The 16,213-nt window shown below is 44.4% G+C and carries 16 protein-coding genes; all 16 read left to right on the top strand.

Features of this window, described 5'->3' with window-relative positions:
- Positions 1-196: 196 nt before the first annotated feature.
- The 16 genes from ispE (at position 197) to yabQ (ending at position 16,201) form a co-directional block, all read left to right on the top strand.
- Positions 197-1,066: a 4-(cytidine 5'-diphospho)-2-C-methyl-D-erythritol kinase gene (gene ispE, locus ACY8D0_RS07945; RefSeq protein ID WP_462410003.1), complete on the top strand. Its 870-nt coding sequence runs from the start codon at positions 197-199 to the stop codon at positions 1,064-1,066.
- Between the two features lie 54 nt (positions 1,067-1,120).
- Complete coding sequence (gene purR, locus ACY8D0_RS07940) at positions 1,121-1,951, top strand: pur operon repressor (RefSeq protein WP_462410002.1); 831 nt, start codon at positions 1,121-1,123, stop codon at positions 1,949-1,951.
- The gene (locus ACY8D0_RS07935; protein ID WP_462410001.1) at positions 1,948-2,322 is read left to right on the top strand and encodes a RidA family protein; all 375 of its coding nucleotides are present in this window, start codon (positions 1,948-1,950) and stop codon (positions 2,320-2,322) included. The genes purR and ACY8D0_RS07935 overlap by 4 nt, the downstream gene beginning before the upstream one ends.
- A 216-nt stretch (positions 2,323-2,538) precedes the next feature.
- Complete coding sequence (spoVG, locus tag ACY8D0_RS07930; RefSeq protein WP_042453823.1) at positions 2,539-2,829, top strand: septation regulator SpoVG; 291 nt, start codon at positions 2,539-2,541, stop codon at positions 2,827-2,829.
- 202 nt (positions 2,830-3,031) lie between these two features.
- The gene (gene glmU, locus ACY8D0_RS07925) at positions 3,032-4,405 is read left to right on the top strand and encodes a bifunctional UDP-N-acetylglucosamine diphosphorylase/glucosamine-1-phosphate N-acetyltransferase GlmU (RefSeq protein ID WP_462410000.1); all 1,374 of its coding nucleotides are present in this window, start codon (positions 3,032-3,034) and stop codon (positions 4,403-4,405) included.
- 24 nt (positions 4,406-4,429) lie between these two features.
- A complete protein-coding gene (locus tag ACY8D0_RS07920; RefSeq protein WP_462409999.1) occupies positions 4,430-5,386 on the top strand; it encodes a ribose-phosphate diphosphokinase in 957 nt (318 codons plus the stop codon).
- Positions 5,387-5,538: 152 nt separating this feature from the next.
- Positions 5,539-6,180, top strand: a complete 642-nt coding sequence (locus tag ACY8D0_RS07915) for a 50S ribosomal protein L25/general stress protein Ctc (RefSeq protein WP_462409998.1) — start codon at positions 5,539-5,541, stop codon at positions 6,178-6,180.
- A 111-nt stretch (positions 6,181-6,291) separates the two neighbouring features.
- Positions 6,292-6,852, top strand: a complete 561-nt coding sequence (gene pth, locus ACY8D0_RS07910; RefSeq protein ID WP_462411317.1) for an aminoacyl-tRNA hydrolase — start codon at positions 6,292-6,294, stop codon at positions 6,850-6,852.
- Between the two features lie 140 nt (positions 6,853-6,992).
- Positions 6,993-7,223, top strand: coding sequence for an anti-sigma-F factor Fin (locus tag ACY8D0_RS07905; RefSeq protein WP_462409997.1), 231 nt, complete (start codon positions 6,993-6,995; stop codon positions 7,221-7,223).
- A gap of 95 nt (positions 7,224-7,318) precedes the next feature.
- Complete coding sequence (mfd, locus tag ACY8D0_RS07900; RefSeq protein ID WP_462409996.1) at positions 7,319-10,852, top strand: transcription-repair coupling factor; 3,534 nt, start codon at positions 7,319-7,321, stop codon at positions 10,850-10,852.
- A gap of 343 nt (positions 10,853-11,195) precedes the next feature.
- A complete protein-coding gene (gene spoVT / locus ACY8D0_RS07895; protein ID WP_462409995.1) occupies positions 11,196-11,732 on the top strand; it encodes a stage V sporulation protein T in 537 nt (178 codons plus the stop codon).
- Between the two features lie 89 nt (positions 11,733-11,821).
- The gene (locus tag ACY8D0_RS07890; protein ID WP_462409994.1) at positions 11,822-13,453 is read left to right on the top strand and encodes a putative polysaccharide biosynthesis protein; all 1,632 of its coding nucleotides are present in this window, start codon (positions 11,822-11,824) and stop codon (positions 13,451-13,453) included.
- Positions 13,437-14,906, top strand: a complete 1,470-nt coding sequence (gene yabN, locus ACY8D0_RS07885) for a bifunctional methyltransferase/pyrophosphohydrolase YabN (protein WP_462409993.1) — start codon at positions 13,437-13,439, stop codon at positions 14,904-14,906. The genes ACY8D0_RS07890 and yabN overlap by 17 nt, the downstream gene beginning before the upstream one ends.
- A gap of 18 nt (positions 14,907-14,924) precedes the next feature.
- Positions 14,925-15,197: an RNA-binding S4 domain-containing protein gene (locus tag ACY8D0_RS07880; RefSeq protein WP_462409992.1), complete on the top strand. Its 273-nt coding sequence runs from the start codon at positions 14,925-14,927 to the stop codon at positions 15,195-15,197.
- A gap of 75 nt (positions 15,198-15,272) precedes the next feature.
- Positions 15,273-15,575, top strand: coding sequence for a sporulation protein YabP (yabP, locus tag ACY8D0_RS07875; RefSeq protein ID WP_462409991.1), 303 nt, complete (start codon positions 15,273-15,275; stop codon positions 15,573-15,575).
- Positions 15,572-16,201, top strand: coding sequence for a spore cortex biosynthesis protein YabQ (gene yabQ / locus ACY8D0_RS07870; protein ID WP_462409990.1), 630 nt, complete (start codon positions 15,572-15,574; stop codon positions 16,199-16,201). Before yabP ends, yabQ begins: the two co-directional genes overlap by 4 nt.
- The last annotated feature ends 12 nt before the right edge of the window (positions 16,202-16,213 follow it).

Genomic DNA, 16,213 nt, shown 5'->3' with positions numbered 1-16,213 from the left:
TAGCCAGGGACCTCCCTGGCTTTTTTATGTGCCATGTTGGAGGGGGAATCAAATAAATTTTCATTTTGCAAGCTTATTCACTTATCTGACGTCTTACAATCTTCATTTTGTGGTAAAATAGGACAATATATAGATTTCGGATATCATATGCACAAGACTTGAAATGTGCCGGATAATGTAGAAGTAGGTGGACGCAGTGAAGATTTTGGTCAAGGCACCGGCTAAAATTAATTTAGCTTTAGATGTTTTACATAAACGAACCGATGGGTATCATGAGGTTGAAATGATCATGACGACCATTGATTTAGCAGATCGGCTGGAACTAACCTTATTAGAGCAAGACCAAATACATATTATTTCACAAAACCGTTATGTTCCGGATGACCAGCGGAATTTGGCCTATCAGGCAGCACAAACTTTAAAAGAACGGTTTGGGATTAAAAAGGGTGTGGCCATTTCCATTGAAAAAACCATACCTGTTGCTGCTGGTTTGGCTGGCGGAAGCAGCGATGCAGCCGCGGCATTAAGAGGCTTAAACAAACTATGGAACCTTGGATTAAGCTTGGATGAGCTTGCCGAAATCGGCAGTGAGATTGGCTCGGATGTTTCGTTTTGTGTTTATGGAGGGACAGCCCTTGCAAAAGGACGAGGCGAACAAATTACGGAGCTGCCGGCACCGCCAACCTGCTGGATTATCCTCGCTAAGCCATTTATCGGCGTATCAACAGCAGATGTATACCGCAGGCTGGATGTACACTCGATAAACCACCCAAACATCGGCGCCATGATGGAGGCCCTTCATCACCATGATTACGATATGGTGTGCCGGAATATGGAGAATGTATTGGAGCAGGTCACCTTAAACCTGCATCCGGAAGTGGCGCAAATTAAAGACCAAATGAAACGGTTCGGGGCTGACGCTGTACTAATGAGCGGGAGCGGGCCAACTGTGTTTGGGCTGGTCCAGCATGATTCACGGATGCATCGGATTTATAACGGCTTAAGAGGTTTCTGCGATCAGGTTTTTGCCGTCAGAATGTTGGGGGAACGAAATACACTTGATTAAAGACGCACAATAATAGTATTCTTTAAGTAGAATATTCGGCTATAGGGGGTTGTTATGAAATTTCGTCGCAGTGAACGTTTGATTGATATGACAAATTACCTGCTGGACCATCCTCGCCAGCTGGTGCCGCTAACGTTTTTTGCAGAACGTTACGACTCCGCCAAATCCTCCATCAGTGAAGATTTAGCCATAGTCAAGGAGACGTTTGAGGCTAGAGGAATCGGCACCTTGCAAACCGTTCCGGGTGCAGCAGGGGGAGTAAAGTTTTTTGTAAAAGTCAGCAAGGAAAAGGCAAAGCCGTTTGTCGACGAGCTTTGCCAATTGATTATGGATCCTGACCGGTTGCTGCCGGGGGGTTATTTGTATTTGACCGATATATTGGGGAATCCTCAAATTGTCCAAAAGGCTGGGCGAATTATTGCCTCGGCATATGCTGACGCCCAAATTGATGTGGTCATGACGATTGCCACAAAGGGAATTCCTTTGGCTTATGCCGTTGCGAGCCAGCTCAATGTTCCGGTAGTCATTGTGCGCAGGGACAGTAAAGTCACCGAAGGGCCGACGGTAAGCATTAATTATGTATCAGGTTCGGCGAAAAGGATCCAAACCATGGTTCTTTCGAAGCGAAGCCTGAAGGAAGGGTCGCAGGTCCTGATTGTCGATGATTTCATGAAGGCCGGAGGTACCGTGTTGGGCATGGTGAGCATGCTGGAGGAATTTAATGCCCATGTTTCCGGTATCGCTGTTTTGGTAGAAGCGGAGGAAACGGAAGAGCGGTTGGTGGATGATTATCTATCACTCGTGAAACTTTCCAATGTTGAGGTAAAAGAGAAAAAGATTAACGCACATGAAGGAAATTTTTTTAAGAGGGGGCAATTATTATGAAAACAGTTCAAACTAATCAAGCACCGGCCGCAATCGGACCATATTCCCAAGGGATTATTGTCAATAATCTACTTTTCAGCTCTGGTCAAATTCCATTGACATCAGAAGGAACCATGGTGACAGGCGATGTGAAAGAGCAAACTCACCAAGTGTTCCACAATTTGCAAGCGGTACTGGCTGAAGCAGGAGGATCGTTGGAAACAGTCGTAAAAGCCACCGTTTTTATTAAGAGCATGGATGATTTTGCTGCCGTTAATGAAGTGTATGGTGAATATTTCTCCAACCATAAGCCTGCCAGATCCTGTGTCGAGGTAGCCCGGCTGCCAAAGGATGCCCTTGTCGAAATTGAAGTAATCGCATTAGTGAAATAACCGGCATTGTCCGGGGATTTCGGGCAAAAAATGAAAACGGTAACACCTGTGCCTTTATATTTTTTATACAATTTTGTTATAAAACACCCAATTTTTACAAAAGTTCACTCTTTTGACCTAATTTTTCTAAAAAATTTTAAAATTAAAGAAGGAAAACGCAAATTATTGTTGAATTACTTAACTAGCTTTTTATCATAAGAAAAAGGGTGTGAGCACATGGAAGTAACTGACGTAAGATTACGCCGTGTTAACACGGAAGGTCGAATGAGAGCGATTGCATCAATCACATTGGATAATGAATTTGTCGTTCATGACATTCGTGTTATCGACGGAAACAACGGTTTATTTGTTGCTATGCCAAGTAAACGGACTCCTGATGGGGAATTCCGTGACATTGCGCATCCAATCAACTCAGGAACACGCGGGAAAATTCAAGAAGCTGTATTAGCTGAATATCACCGTTTAGGTGAACTGGAAGTAGAGTTTGAAGAAGCCGGAGCTTCCTGAAAACGATAAAAAAACAACTAGGGCCTTTCTTCGTGGTAAGGCTCTTTTTATTGTTTCAATGATCCCCCTGGTTAATCCCCCGTCTCCGCGCTTTAGAGCAAAAAATCTGTCTATTCAACATTCTCATGGATTCCTTGAAATGAGCCCCCATTTACGATAATATTTTTAATGGATAAAAAGGTGAATAATTGGAGGACTGTTCATGTCTAATCGTTATGCTGTGATTTTAGCCGCGGGTCAGGGGACTCGGATGAAATCAAAGCTTTATAAGGTTTTACACCCTGTATGCGGAAAACCGATGGTTCAACATGTAGTAGACCAGGTTCAACAGCTTGATATAAAAGAAATTGTCACCATTATTGGCCACGGGGCTGAAAAAGTTCAAGCGCAATTAGGCTCTTTGAGCCATTATGCGTTGCAGGAGAAACAGCTAGGGACTGCCCACGCGGTTATGCAGGCTGAAGGCTTGCTTGAAGGAAAAGCGGGAGTGACCCTCGTTGTTTGCGGCGATACGCCCCTCATAAAAGCTGAAACGATGGAAGCTTTATTTAAGCATCACGAAGAAGCAAAGGCAAAGGCTACCATTCTTACAGCAAGCATTGCCGACCCAGCCGGATATGGACGGGTTATCCGAAATGAGGCTGGAAACGTTGAAAAGATTGTGGAGCATAAAGATGCCTCTGATGTAGAGCGGAAAATTAATGAAATCAATACCGGGACCTATTGCTTTGACAATATTGCCTTGTTCGAAGCGTTAAAAAACGTATCCAATGAAAACACACAAGGTGAATACTATTTGCCCGATGTGATCGAAATCCTGAAAAAACAAGGCGAAGTGGTGACGGCTTACCAAACGGATGATTTGGATGAAACCTTGGGGGTTAATGACCGTGTGGCTTTGTCCGAAGCAGAGCGGATTATGAGGGGCCGCATCAACGAAGCCCATATGCGCAATGGAGTAACGATTATCGATCCTGCCACTACCTATATTGAAGCAGAGGTGGAAATTGGACAAGATACTATTATCTATCCCGGCACGATGCTGAAAGGGAAGACAGTGATTGGGGAGGAATGCCAAATTGGCCCCCATTCTGAAATTGTTTCGTGCCGGATTGGCAATGAAACCACAGTGAGACAATCGGCTGCCCATCAAAGTGAGATTGGGGCTAAGGTTAACATTGGCCCGTTTGCTCATATTCGTCCGGATTCAACTATTCTTGATGATGTCAAGATCGGCAATTTCGTGGAGATTAAAAAGGCTGTATTTGGACAAGGCAGCAAAGCGTCACATCTTAGCTACATCGGGGATGCCGAGGTCGGCAGGAACGTCAACCTGGGCTGCGGTTCGATTACAGTCAATTATGATGGGAAAAATAAATACCTGACGAAGATTGAAGATGACGTATTTATTGGCTGCAATTCCAACTTAGTCGCACCGGTTACTGTTGGAAAAGGAGCCTATGTAGCTGCCGGGTCAACCATCACAAAGGATGTACCGGGAAAAGCTTTATCCATTGCACGTGCACACCAGGTGAATAAGGAAAATTACGCAGAAAAGCTTAATCGAAAGAAATAAGCGAATCAAATCAGGAGGGCCAACATGTCTAACCAATACTTAGATCCAAACTTAAAGGTATTCAGCTTAAATTCAAATTTACCACTTGCTCAAGATATTGCCAAAGTCATCGGGGTGGAACTGGGAAAATGTTCAGTAAACCGTTTCAGTGACGGAGAAATTCAAATCAATATTGAAGAAAGTATCCGCGGCTGTGATGTATATGTCATCCAATCCACCAGCCAGCCTGTCAACGATAATATCATGGAACTATTGATCATGATTGATGCTTTAAAGCGGGCTTCCGCAAAAACCATCAACATTGTCATGCCTTATTATGGATATGCCCGCCAAGACCGGAAAGCAAGGTCCCGGGAGCCAATTACAGCCAAATTGGTGGCTAACCTGCTTGAAACCGCGGGTGCAAGCCGTGTCCTTTGCTTAGATTTACACGCGCCGCAGATTCAAGGTTTCTTTGATATTCCGATTGACAACTTAATGGGTGTGCCGATTTTATCGGATTACTTTAAGAACAAAGAACTGAAAGGCGAAATTGTGGTGGTATCACCTGACCATGGCGGTGTTACCAGAGCCAGAAAAATGGCAGAGCGTCTTAAGGCACCAATCGCGATTATCGATAAGCGCCGTCCAAGGCCGAATGTCGCCGAGGTTATGAATATTGTCGGTAATATTGAAGGAAAAGTGGCAATCCTGATTGATGACATCATCGATACAGCCGGCACGATTACGCTGGCAGCCAATGCTTTAGCAGAAAACGGGGCAAAAGAAGTTTACGCTTGCTGTACACACCCTGTATTGTCCGGTCCTGCCATTGAACGGATCCAAAACTCAAAAATTAAAGAACTGGTTGTGACGAATTCTATTTCACTTCCTGAAGAAAAGAAAATTGAAAAATTAATAGGCCTTTCGGTTGCCCCATTAATCGGGGAAGCGATTATTCGTATCCACGAGGAGCAATCGGTCAGCATTCTGTTTGATTAATTTTTAAAGAAGGATGGCTCATACCGGGGGGCTGCCCCCCTGACTGGAGTCGTCCTCTTCGTTGTTTTCTAAGAAAAATATGTTTAGCTCTTCCTGTTTTGGGGCAATTTTATAGAGACAGTTTTTAACAAAATAGGAAGGTGGCTAAAACTTTGAGTACTGTTTTACAAGCGAAGGAACGAAAGGAACTGCGCCGCTCCGATTTAAAGAAACATAGAGTAAATGGAGATATACCTGCGGTGGTTTATGGCAGAAAGGTAGCGAGCCAACCTGTTTTTGTCAGCTCAGCTGATTTGACGAAAACCATCCGTGCCGTGGGCAGAAACGGGATCATTTCTCTTGATATTGATGGGCGGAAGCAGGATGTCATTTTATCAGACTACCAAGAGGACAACATCAAAAGGGAAATTCTCCATGTTGACTTCCTGGCTGTTGACAAATCATCAAAAATTACCGTGGATGCCAGACTGGCCCTGACTGGCGATGCAGCCGGTGTGAAGGATGGCGGCGTATTGCAGCAGCCGTTATATCAACTATCGATTACCGCCACAGCAGACCAAATTCCACAGCAAATTGAGATGGATATATCCAATTTACAAGTCGGCGAAACACTCACAATCGCGGATATTCCTTACCAAGGGGATTTTACAATTAATCATGAGGCGGATGAAGTAATAGCCTCGATCCTTCCTCCAAAACAAGAGGAAGAAATTAATGCCGGGGAACAGCAGGAAGGCGGTCACCCTGACAACGAAGAAGGCAGGGAAACAGAGCCGGTTGGCAAAGATGAATAACCGGGAGACGTAACCTTATTTTGGTTACGTCTTTTCTCACATATATTTATAAGGGAGAATACAATGTTTCGCATATTTAATAAGCGGTCTAAGCCGGAAGAGGTGGGGAAAATGAAGTTAATCGCTGGACTGGGGAATCCTGGCAGACAATACGAGCATACTAGGCATAATATCGGATTTGAGGTAATTGAGGAATTATCCAGCCGGCTGGCCATTCCGCTTAACCAATCAAAATTAAAAGGATTGTACGGAATTGGAACGGTTAATGGCGAAAAGGTATTGCTGTTAAAACCGCTTACCTATATGAATCTATCGGGTGAATCGATTCGGGCTGTGATGGATTATTATAAAATGGAGCAAGAGGATCTGCTGGTCATTTATGATGATCTCGATTTGCCGGTCGGGAAAATCCGACTGCGGCAAAAGGGGAGCCCTGGCGGCCATAATGGGATTAAGTCAATTGTGGCCCATCTTGGCACGCAGCAATTTAACCGGATCCGCATCGGGATTGACAGGCCCCAAAGCGGCATGAGTGTCCCTGACTACGTGCTTGGCCGATTCCATCAGGAAGAAGTGCCGTTTTTGGAGCAAGCCGTCAAAAAAAGTGCAGATGCTTGCGAAGCATGGCTGAATAAGCCGTTTTTACAAGTTATGAATGATTATAATCAGTAAGACATTCATCAACCAAGCCGTTGTTTCATACTTATAAGAAAAACCAAAAAGCTGCATCTAAAGAACTAAATGGGTATGTTGAATAAGTTCCTCCAAACAAGTTAATACTAGTAGCGACTCAAAAAATAGGAGGGACAGGTGTGGCCGTTCATTATCATTGCCGCCATTGCGGGACAAACCTTGGCTCAATTCAACAGGCGTCGATTTATTCGGAATCCCTCGGACTTCATAAATTAACGGATCAAGAAAGATTGGAAATGGTATCCTATGACCCATCAGGCGATATTCATATTGCCGCCATTTGTGAAGACTGCCAGGAAGCGTTAGAACGGAATCCGGATTACCATCAATATGATTATCTGATTCATTAAGATAGCTTTGGAAGGACTCCAAAGCATTTTTCTGTTTTAAAAAATTGGCTTATAGAAAACTTGAATTTAACATGCAGGAGAGGAGGAGAGAAGACATGAATGGCTTAAAGTCATTGTTCCTCAATCAGGAAGAGGTCCAATCCGTGTTGGCAGGTATTGGAGAAGGATTAAGGGAGCAGCTGGTTGCCGGGCTATCAGGATCATCCAGAACCGTGCTTACAGCTTCTATCTATGAAAAAACGAAGCGGCCGATTCTGATTGTCACCCACAATCTATTACAAGCACAGAAACTCTATGATGATATTGCCAATCTAGTAAACGAAAAGGAAGTCTTCCTTTTCCCGGCTAATGAACTGATAGCAGCTGAAATGAGCGTGGCAAGCCCTGAACTGAGGGCCAACCGAATAGAGGCATTAAATTATTGGAGCAGGTCCAATCAAGGAATATTAATTGTTCCGGTAGCGGGATTGAAGAAAATTCTCCCCCCTAAACAATTATGGGAAGAAAACCAATTTTTCATAAAGACAGGGGCAGACCTGGATATTGATAAAATGTTAATGGACTTGGTCAATATGGGATATATCCGGGCGGAGATGGTCACCACACCAGGTGAATTCAGTGTCCGAGGTGGAATTGTCGATATCTACCCCCTAACAGAAGATAACCCAATCCGGATTGAATTATTTGACACAGAAATTGAATCCATCAGGTACTTTTCTCTTGAAGACCAACGTTCCCGTGACAAGGTTTCTGAGGTGGTCATTGGTCCGGCATCAGAGGTCTTGCTAAAACCCGAGAATTTTAGCAGAATGGTCAGCGGGCTTGAGGAAGGATTGGCCAAAAGCTTAAGAAGGTTAAAGGATGATAAAGCGAAAATCCAGCTCTCGCAAAATATCAGTTTTGAACTGGAACAATTGAAAAACGGACAAAAACCAGAGCAAGTGTTCAAATACCTATCACTCGCATACGAAAGGCCTGCTAGTTTACTAGACTACCTTCCCCAAAACGGGTTGGTGATTATAGATGAAATCAGCCGGATTCAAGAGATGAATGAATCACTGGTGAAAGAAGAGGCGGAGTGGTATACCGCTTTGCTCAGTGAAGGCAAGATTGTCCACGATTTGCAGATTTCCCATGATTTGCTGGCGTTTTTGCAAAGAAAGCCATTCCCGATTATTTATATGTCGTTATTTTTGCGCCATGTAGCAAATACCAGCCCGCAGAATATTATCAACATGTCCTGCCGGCCGATGCAAAACTTCCACGGGCAAATGCATTTGCTGAAGACAGAAATTGAACGCTGGAAAAAGGGCCAATTTGCGGTCTTATTTTTAGGGGCTGACGAAGATCGGGTAACGAAATTAGAACGTGTCCTCGAGGATTACGAAATTGAGGCATCGCTGGTGACGGGAGACCAGCCGCTTATGGCAGGCAAGGTTCAGATAATGCAGGGCAGCCTGCAATCCGGTTTTGAGCTTACCATCCAAAAAGTGGCGATCATCACCGAAGAGGAGCTTTTTAAAAAGCGGGTTAAAAAGGCAGGAAACCGGCAAAAGCTTTCCAATGCCGAACGGATCAAGAGCTACTCCGAGCTTAAAGTCGGCGATTATGTGGTCCATGTCAATCATGGGATCGGTAAGTATTTGGGGATTGAAACTCTTGTTATTAACGGGGTTCATAAGGACTATATGCATATCCGCTATCAAGGGTCTGACAAACTCTATGTTCCTGTTGAACAAATTGACCTTGTGCAAAAGTATGTTGGATCAGAGGGCAAAGAGCCCAAGATTTATAAACTAGGCGGTTCCGAATGGAAAAAGGTCAAGAAGAAAGTTCAATCTTCTGTCGAAGACATCGCCGATGATTTAATCAAGCTATATGCTGAGCGGGAAGCGGCGGTTGGTTATGCTTACTCGCCGGATGGCGATATGCAGCGGGAATTCGAAACTTCTTTCCCATACAAGGAAACCGAGGACCAGCTCCGCTCCATTCATGAAATCAAAATCGATATGGAACGGCCGCGCCCGATGGACCGGCTCTTGTGCGGTGATGTTGGTTATGGAAAAACGGAGGTGGCGATTCGCGCTGCTTTTAAGGCAATAGCTGACGGGAAGCAGGTGGCCTTTCTGGTTCCAACTACTATTCTCGCCCAGCAGCACTATGAAACCATCAGGGAGAGGTTTCAGGACTTTCCGATTAATATCGGCCTGCTTAGCCGGTTCCGCACGAAAAGGCAACAAACAGAAACCATTAAAGGGTTAAAAGCAGGGACTGTCGATATTGTCATAGGAACCCATCGACTCCTGTCGAAGGATATTATTTACCATGACTTGGGTTTATTGATTATCGACGAGGAACAGCGGTTTGGCGTTACCCATAAAGAAAAGATCAAAAAATTGAAAACCAACGTCGATGTGCTGACCCTAACGGCCACTCCGATTCCAAGGACCCTTCATATGTCGATGCTCGGTGTCAGGGATTTGTCGGTCATCGAAACCCCGCCGGAAAACCGGTTCCCAGTACAAACCTATGTCATGGAGTATAACGGGGCACTGGTCAGGGAAGCGATCGAGCGGGAACTGGCCCGGGACGGACAAGTCTACTTTTTGTATAATCGGGTGGAAGATATAGAGCGCAAAGCCGAGGAAATCTCCATGCTGGTTCCGGATGCACGGGTCTCCTATGCCCATGGCCAGATGACCGAGAACGAACTCGAATCGGTTATGCTGAATTTCCTCGCCGGGGAATCCGATGTTCTCGTCAGTACGACCATTATCGAGACCGGTGTGGATATACCAAACGTGAATACCTTGATTGTTTATGATGCTGACCGCATGGGGCTTTCCCAGCTTTATCAGCTGCGCGGCAGGGTCGGCCGTTCCAATCGGGTTGCTTATGCTTATTTCACTTACCGCAAGGATAAGGTATTGACCGAGGTAGCCGAAAAGCGGCTGGAAGCGATCAAGGAATTTACTGAGTTAGGCTCCGGCTTTAAAATTGCCATGCGTGACTTGACAATCAGAGGCGCGGGTAATCTGCTTGGGGCCCAGCAACATGGTTTCATTGATTCTGTAGGGTTTGATCTTTATTCGCAAATGCTGAAGGAAGCGGTTGAAGAGAGAAAAGGCAACCTGACAGAAACAGCCAAACGCACCGTGGAAATCGATTTGGAAATCGACGCCTACATTCCCGATTCTTACATTAAAGACGGCAATCAAAAGATTGAAATGTACAAACGCTTCCGAGGCGCGGATTCTCTTGAAGAAATAGAAGAACTGCAGGAGGAAATGCAGGATCGCTTTGGGGAGTATCCTGACGAGGTTGCCTACCTGTTCCAAATAGCCGAAATCAAAGTGTTTGCCCTTCAAAACGGTGTTGAGCAGATTAAACAGGCAAAACAAAAGGTAACGATTTTCTTGAACGAGGACATCACCAACGGGATTGACGGCAGTAAAATTTTCCACCTCGGCAGCCAGTTCGGCAGGTCCGTCACGCCGGGGATGGAGAACGGCAGGCTGATCATTGTTATCGACACAAAAGAATATCACCCTGCGCAATGGCTTCATATTGTTTTGGAAATGATTAAAAGCATTCCGTTAGCAAAAAAAGGCCAGGAGAATCCTGTCTAGCACCTAGTTGCCAACAACACACATGCAGATAAACTTATAAGTGCCTAGGGCTGTCCAAAAAGCAAAGGGAGTCAGACACCACTCCACTATATATAGGGCTACTTTTTAGTAAATGCTCTATATATTGGTTTAGGCGTGGAGTCAGACCCCTTAATGGACAGCTCTAGGCATTTTCGTTTTTTTCCATCTTTGAAGGATTCTTCAAAAGGTGAAAAAATATTGCGAATGTGTATAGAACTTTCCAGATGAAAGATACTATGTTCAAAGCAGGTAATGATACATACGAAGGACTTCCTTCATTACCATGTTGAAAAATCATCAGATGAAAGTGAGGCAACATTGGATGAAAGCAACTGGAATAGTTCGTCGAATCGATGATTTGGGTCGTGTTGTAATCCCTAAAGAAATACGCAGAACGCTGCGTATCCGCGAAGGAGATCCATTGGAAATCTTCGTTGACCGCGATGGGGAAGTTATTCTAAAAAAGTATTCACCAATCAGCGAATTAAGCGATTTTGCCAAAGAATATGCAGAAGCCTTATTTGACAGCCTCGGAAATCCTGTTTTAATTTGTGATCGTGATGTCTATATTTCGGTAGCAGGTGGTTCTAAAAAAGATTACTTAAATAAAAATATTAGTGATTTAGTCGAAAAAACAATGGAGGACCGTAACTCGGTTCTTCTGACATCCCAGGGGGAGGTTTCCTTGGTGGAGGGCATCGAGGAAACCGTCACCTCCTACACCATTGGACCAATCATTGCCAATGGGGACCCGATTGGTGCCGTCATGATTATCTCAAAAGAGGGAACATTGGGGGAAGTAGAGCAAAAAGCGGTTGAAACGGCAGCAGGCTTCCTAGCAAGGCAAATGGAGCAATAGAATACACATAATACTTAAAAAGGGCAGCCGTTGCTGCCTTTTTTAATGTTATAATATTGTTTTGAGTTAATGATTGGCAGGTGAAATCAGTGAACCCATCGAAGGCACTGGTCAGGGGAGCCTTTATTTTAACGGCTGCGGCCATCATCACAAAAATATTAAGTGCATTATATCGGATTCCTTTTCAGAATATCGTAGGAGATATTGGATTTTACATATACCAGCAAATCTACCCATTTTATGGAATGGCTGTTGTTTTATCGACGACCGGCTTTCCGGTGGTCATTTCAAAGCTGTTTGCGGAGCAGCGGGAAACCGGCAATCATGCTAGGGCCCCTTTGCTCATGGTACTCTCACTTGTTTATCTGCAGCTGTTTGGACTCATCTGTTTTTTGGTTTTATACTTCGGTGCCGATTTGATTGCCTCTTGGATGCATGACCGCCACTTGGCGATATTATTTAGGGTCGTCTCGGTTGTGTTTCTGACCATGCCCTTTGTCTCTGTGTTAAGAGGCTATTACCAAGGAAAGGGGGACATGATCCCAACCGCCCTATCGCAAGTGGCAGAACAAGCTGTTCGGGTGTTAACCATTCTTGGATTATCCTACCTGTTCATGCAAAAAGGCGTTTCATTGTATTTAATTGGCGGAGGGGCGATGTTCGGTTCCTTTACCGGAAGCATCGTGGCCGCAATGATTTTGTTTACATTTCTTTGGAAACGTAAAGAATTGAAAATATTAGGTCTGCCAACTCACAGCCTGCTTGCAACGCTTCAAGAGGCGAGACCAATTTTTAAAACATTGACTATCCAAGGGCTAGCCATTTGTTTGAGCGGGATGCTTATGATTTTCTTGCAATTGGCAGATTCACTTAACCTCCACTCTCTCCTTGTTGCAGGCGGCATGGAGCCGGATATGGCCAAGAGTCTAAAAGGGGTATTTGACCGGGGGCAGCCGCTGATTCAATTGGGGACAGTAGCGGCCACTTCCATGTCCTTGACACTTGTCCCGTTAATCACCCGCGAGAGATTGGCAGCCAAACCGCAATTTTTGCACCATAAAATCCGATTGGCCATTAAAGTAAGTATCGTCATCGGAGCCGGCGCATCCGTCGGCTTGTGGGCCATCATCCGGCCTGTCAATATCATGCTATTTGAAAACGGGTCAGGTTCTCCTGTATTGGGGTTGTTAAGCTTTGTTATTTTTTTTACATCCGTTATTTTAACCATTATAGCGGTTATGCAGGGGTTAGGCAGTCTCATTTTTCCCGCGGCAGCCATTACCCTCCTGTTTCCATTAAAATATTTATTTAATATATTGTTGATTCCGGTTTTTCATACAGAGGGAGCAGCCATCTCCTCGCTCGTCTCCCTTGGCCTGATTACCGCAGCTCTATGGCTTCGGTTAAAAAATTCCCTGCAAGTGCGGTTATTCAATGCAAGATTTTTTGTGACCATACTGATGGCAGCCGTCGTAATGCTGATATTTTTGAAGGGATATATTTACGTTCTGGATGAATGGGCAGGGGCGAAACAATGGGGGCGCACCGGAGCGGCATTTGAATCATTAACCGCTGTAGTATTGGGAGGTGGTCTGTTTATGTTCACGATTATTAGAAGAAAAGCATTTCTTGAGGAAGAGCTCGGATTATTTCCGTTTGGCAGTAAACTCATTCATCTTATGGCTCGAAAGGATCGAGGTTATCATGGTAAAAACAATTGAAATTGTAGGTTTAGGGGCCGGCGAACTCGAGCAGTTGCCCCTCGGGGTCTATCGGAGACTTATGAAGGCAAACATCGTTTTTCTGCGGACAAAGGAACATCCCGTGGTCAACTCTTTGCAGGAGGAAGGGATGAACTGCGTCTCCTTTGATGATGTATATGAAAAACATGACCAGTTCGAGGAGGTTTATCAGGAAATTGTCCGTACACTAATGGAAAAATCACAGGATAATGACCTTATCTATGCGGTTCCGGGCCATCCACTTGTAGCGGAACGGACTGTGCAGCTTTTATTGGAAGAAGGACCTAAACAGGGGATTGAAGTGAAAATAGGCGGCGGCCAAAGCTTTATTGACGCCTTATTTATCTCGGTAAAAGTCGACCCGGTTGAAGGCTTTCAACTGTTGGATGGAACGGACATCCATCCTCGGCAGCTGCAAATGGACCAGCATATCATCATCAGTCAAGTATACGACCAATTTGTGGCCTCCGACGTCAAACTGGTGTTAATGGAAAAGTATCCCGAAGATTATGGCGTGGTAATTGTCACGGCAGCTGGCAGTAAGGATGAGGTTATTCAAAAGGTGCCTTTATATGAACTGGACCGTCAAATGACTGTCAACAATCTCACCTCTGTTTATGTGCCTCCGGTCAAGGAAGAATCGATTCTATGGAAAAACTTCACGAAATTCCGCGAGATTATCGCGATTTTACGCGGGCCGAACGGTTGCCCATGGGATAAAAAGCAAACCCATGAATCGTTAAAAAAATATCTGATTGAAGAGACCTATGAAGTCATCGATGCCATTGACAGCGGGGATATTGATCATTTAGTGGAGGAATTGGGTGACGTATTGCTCCAAGTCATGCTTCACGCGCAAATTGGCGAGGATGAAGGGTTCTTTACCATCGACGATGTGATTGAAGGAATATCCGCCAAAATGATCCGTCGGCATCCGCATGTGTTTGGGGAAGTGAAAGCGGACAGCGCCGAAGAAGTGGTGCAAAATTGGCAGGAAATCAAGCGGCAGGAGAAAGGGAATGAAACTCCTGAGTCTATCCTTGACGGCATATCGCTTGCCCTGCCTAATTTGCTGCGGGCCTATGAACTGCAAAAAAAAGCGGCGAATGTCGGGTTTGACTGGAAGGAAATCGGGCCGGCTTTGGAGAAAGTGAAAGAGGAACTTCAGGAATTTATCGCTGAATTGGATGGCACCGAGGAAGGGTTCAACCGGGCCAATCAGGAATTTGGCGATTTATTGTTCGCTTTCGTCAATGTGGCCAGATTTTTGGAACTTAATCCGGAAGAGGCGCTGTTTGCCACCAATGAGAAGTTTATCCGCCGGTTCCGGTATATTGAAGAAAAAGTGAATCAAAGCGGAAAAACGTTTGATGATTTTACGCTTGAAGAATTGGACCGTTACTGGGACGAAGCAAAATTTTCAGGTCTTTAGATTGTGGAGGTATTAGATATGCGGTTAGATAAATTTTTAAAAGTTTCAAGGCTTATCAAAAGAAGAACGTTGGCTAAAGAGGTCTCCGATCAAGGGAGAATTGAGATCAATGGCAAGGAAGCAAAGGCCAGTTCCACAGTCAAAGTGGGGGATGAACTGACGCTTCGCCTTGGTCAAAGAAGAGTCACGGTCAGAATTGAGCGGATTCAGGAAACGACCCGGAAGGAAGAGGCGGCCGAGATGTATACCGTTTTAAAAGAAGAAAGGGTAAATTACCAAGAGGAACAATAACGAGATGTTCTAATTTATCCAGCCCTCACATAGTATGTACAGAATGGTTGTACAAAGGATTGTGAGGGATGAGGAATGAGTCAATATTACGAAACGAATTCATCGAAAAGTAGTATTCCAGACCATGACGTCATCATGAGAGGAAGAAAACTTCTTGAAATTTCCGGTGTGAAGCAAGTAGAAAGCTTTGACAATGAAGAATTTCTGCTGGAAACAACGATGGGGTTCTTAGCCATTAAGGGGCAAAATCTGCAAATGAAAAACCTTGATGTGGAAAAAGGGGTCGTTTCAATCAAGGGGAAAATATATGATCTGGTCTATTTGGATGAAAATCATGGGGAGAAGGCTAAAGGGTTCTTTAGCAAGTTGTTCCGATGAGCCTTTCCACGCAATTTTTAACGATGCTCTCCATGATTGGAATGGGCTCCCTATTTGGGGCTTTGCTAGATACGTACCAGCGTTTTTTGAAACGCCCAAAAAGAAAGTCTTGGATTGTCTTCATAAACGATCTTCTTTTTTGGACAATCCAAGCCCTGCTTATTTTTTATGCTTTATTTTTGGCCAATAATGGCGAACTGCGGTTTTATATTTTTATAGCCCTGCTTTGCGGATTCGCTGCCTATCAAAGCCTGTTCAAAGGCATCTATCTTCGGCTGCTGGAAATATTGATTCAAACCGTGATTTCAATTGCCCGTTTCCTGCGCGATACATTTATTCTGTTAGTTTTTAAACCGATTACCGGCCTCATTCAATTGATTGTGATTATCCTTCTATCCATTGGCAGGGGGCTTCTATCCCTTGTCAATCTTATTTGGAAGATAGTATTATGGATTCTGAAAATCATATTCAACGTGATAACTAGAATATTATTAATTTTTTGGAAACTTTTGCCGAAAAGCCTTAAAAAATCCGTCGAGAAGTTATATAATAAAACGGCAGGAAATTTTGAGAGAATCAGGAATTATATTAGTACGATACTGGGAAAATGGAAACGAAAAAAATAGCAGGAAGGATTA

This window comes from Neobacillus camarae (assembly GCF_054950115.1).
The sequence above is the reverse complement of the archived record's forward strand: the minus strand, read 5'-3'. Positions and strand labels throughout refer to the sequence as shown.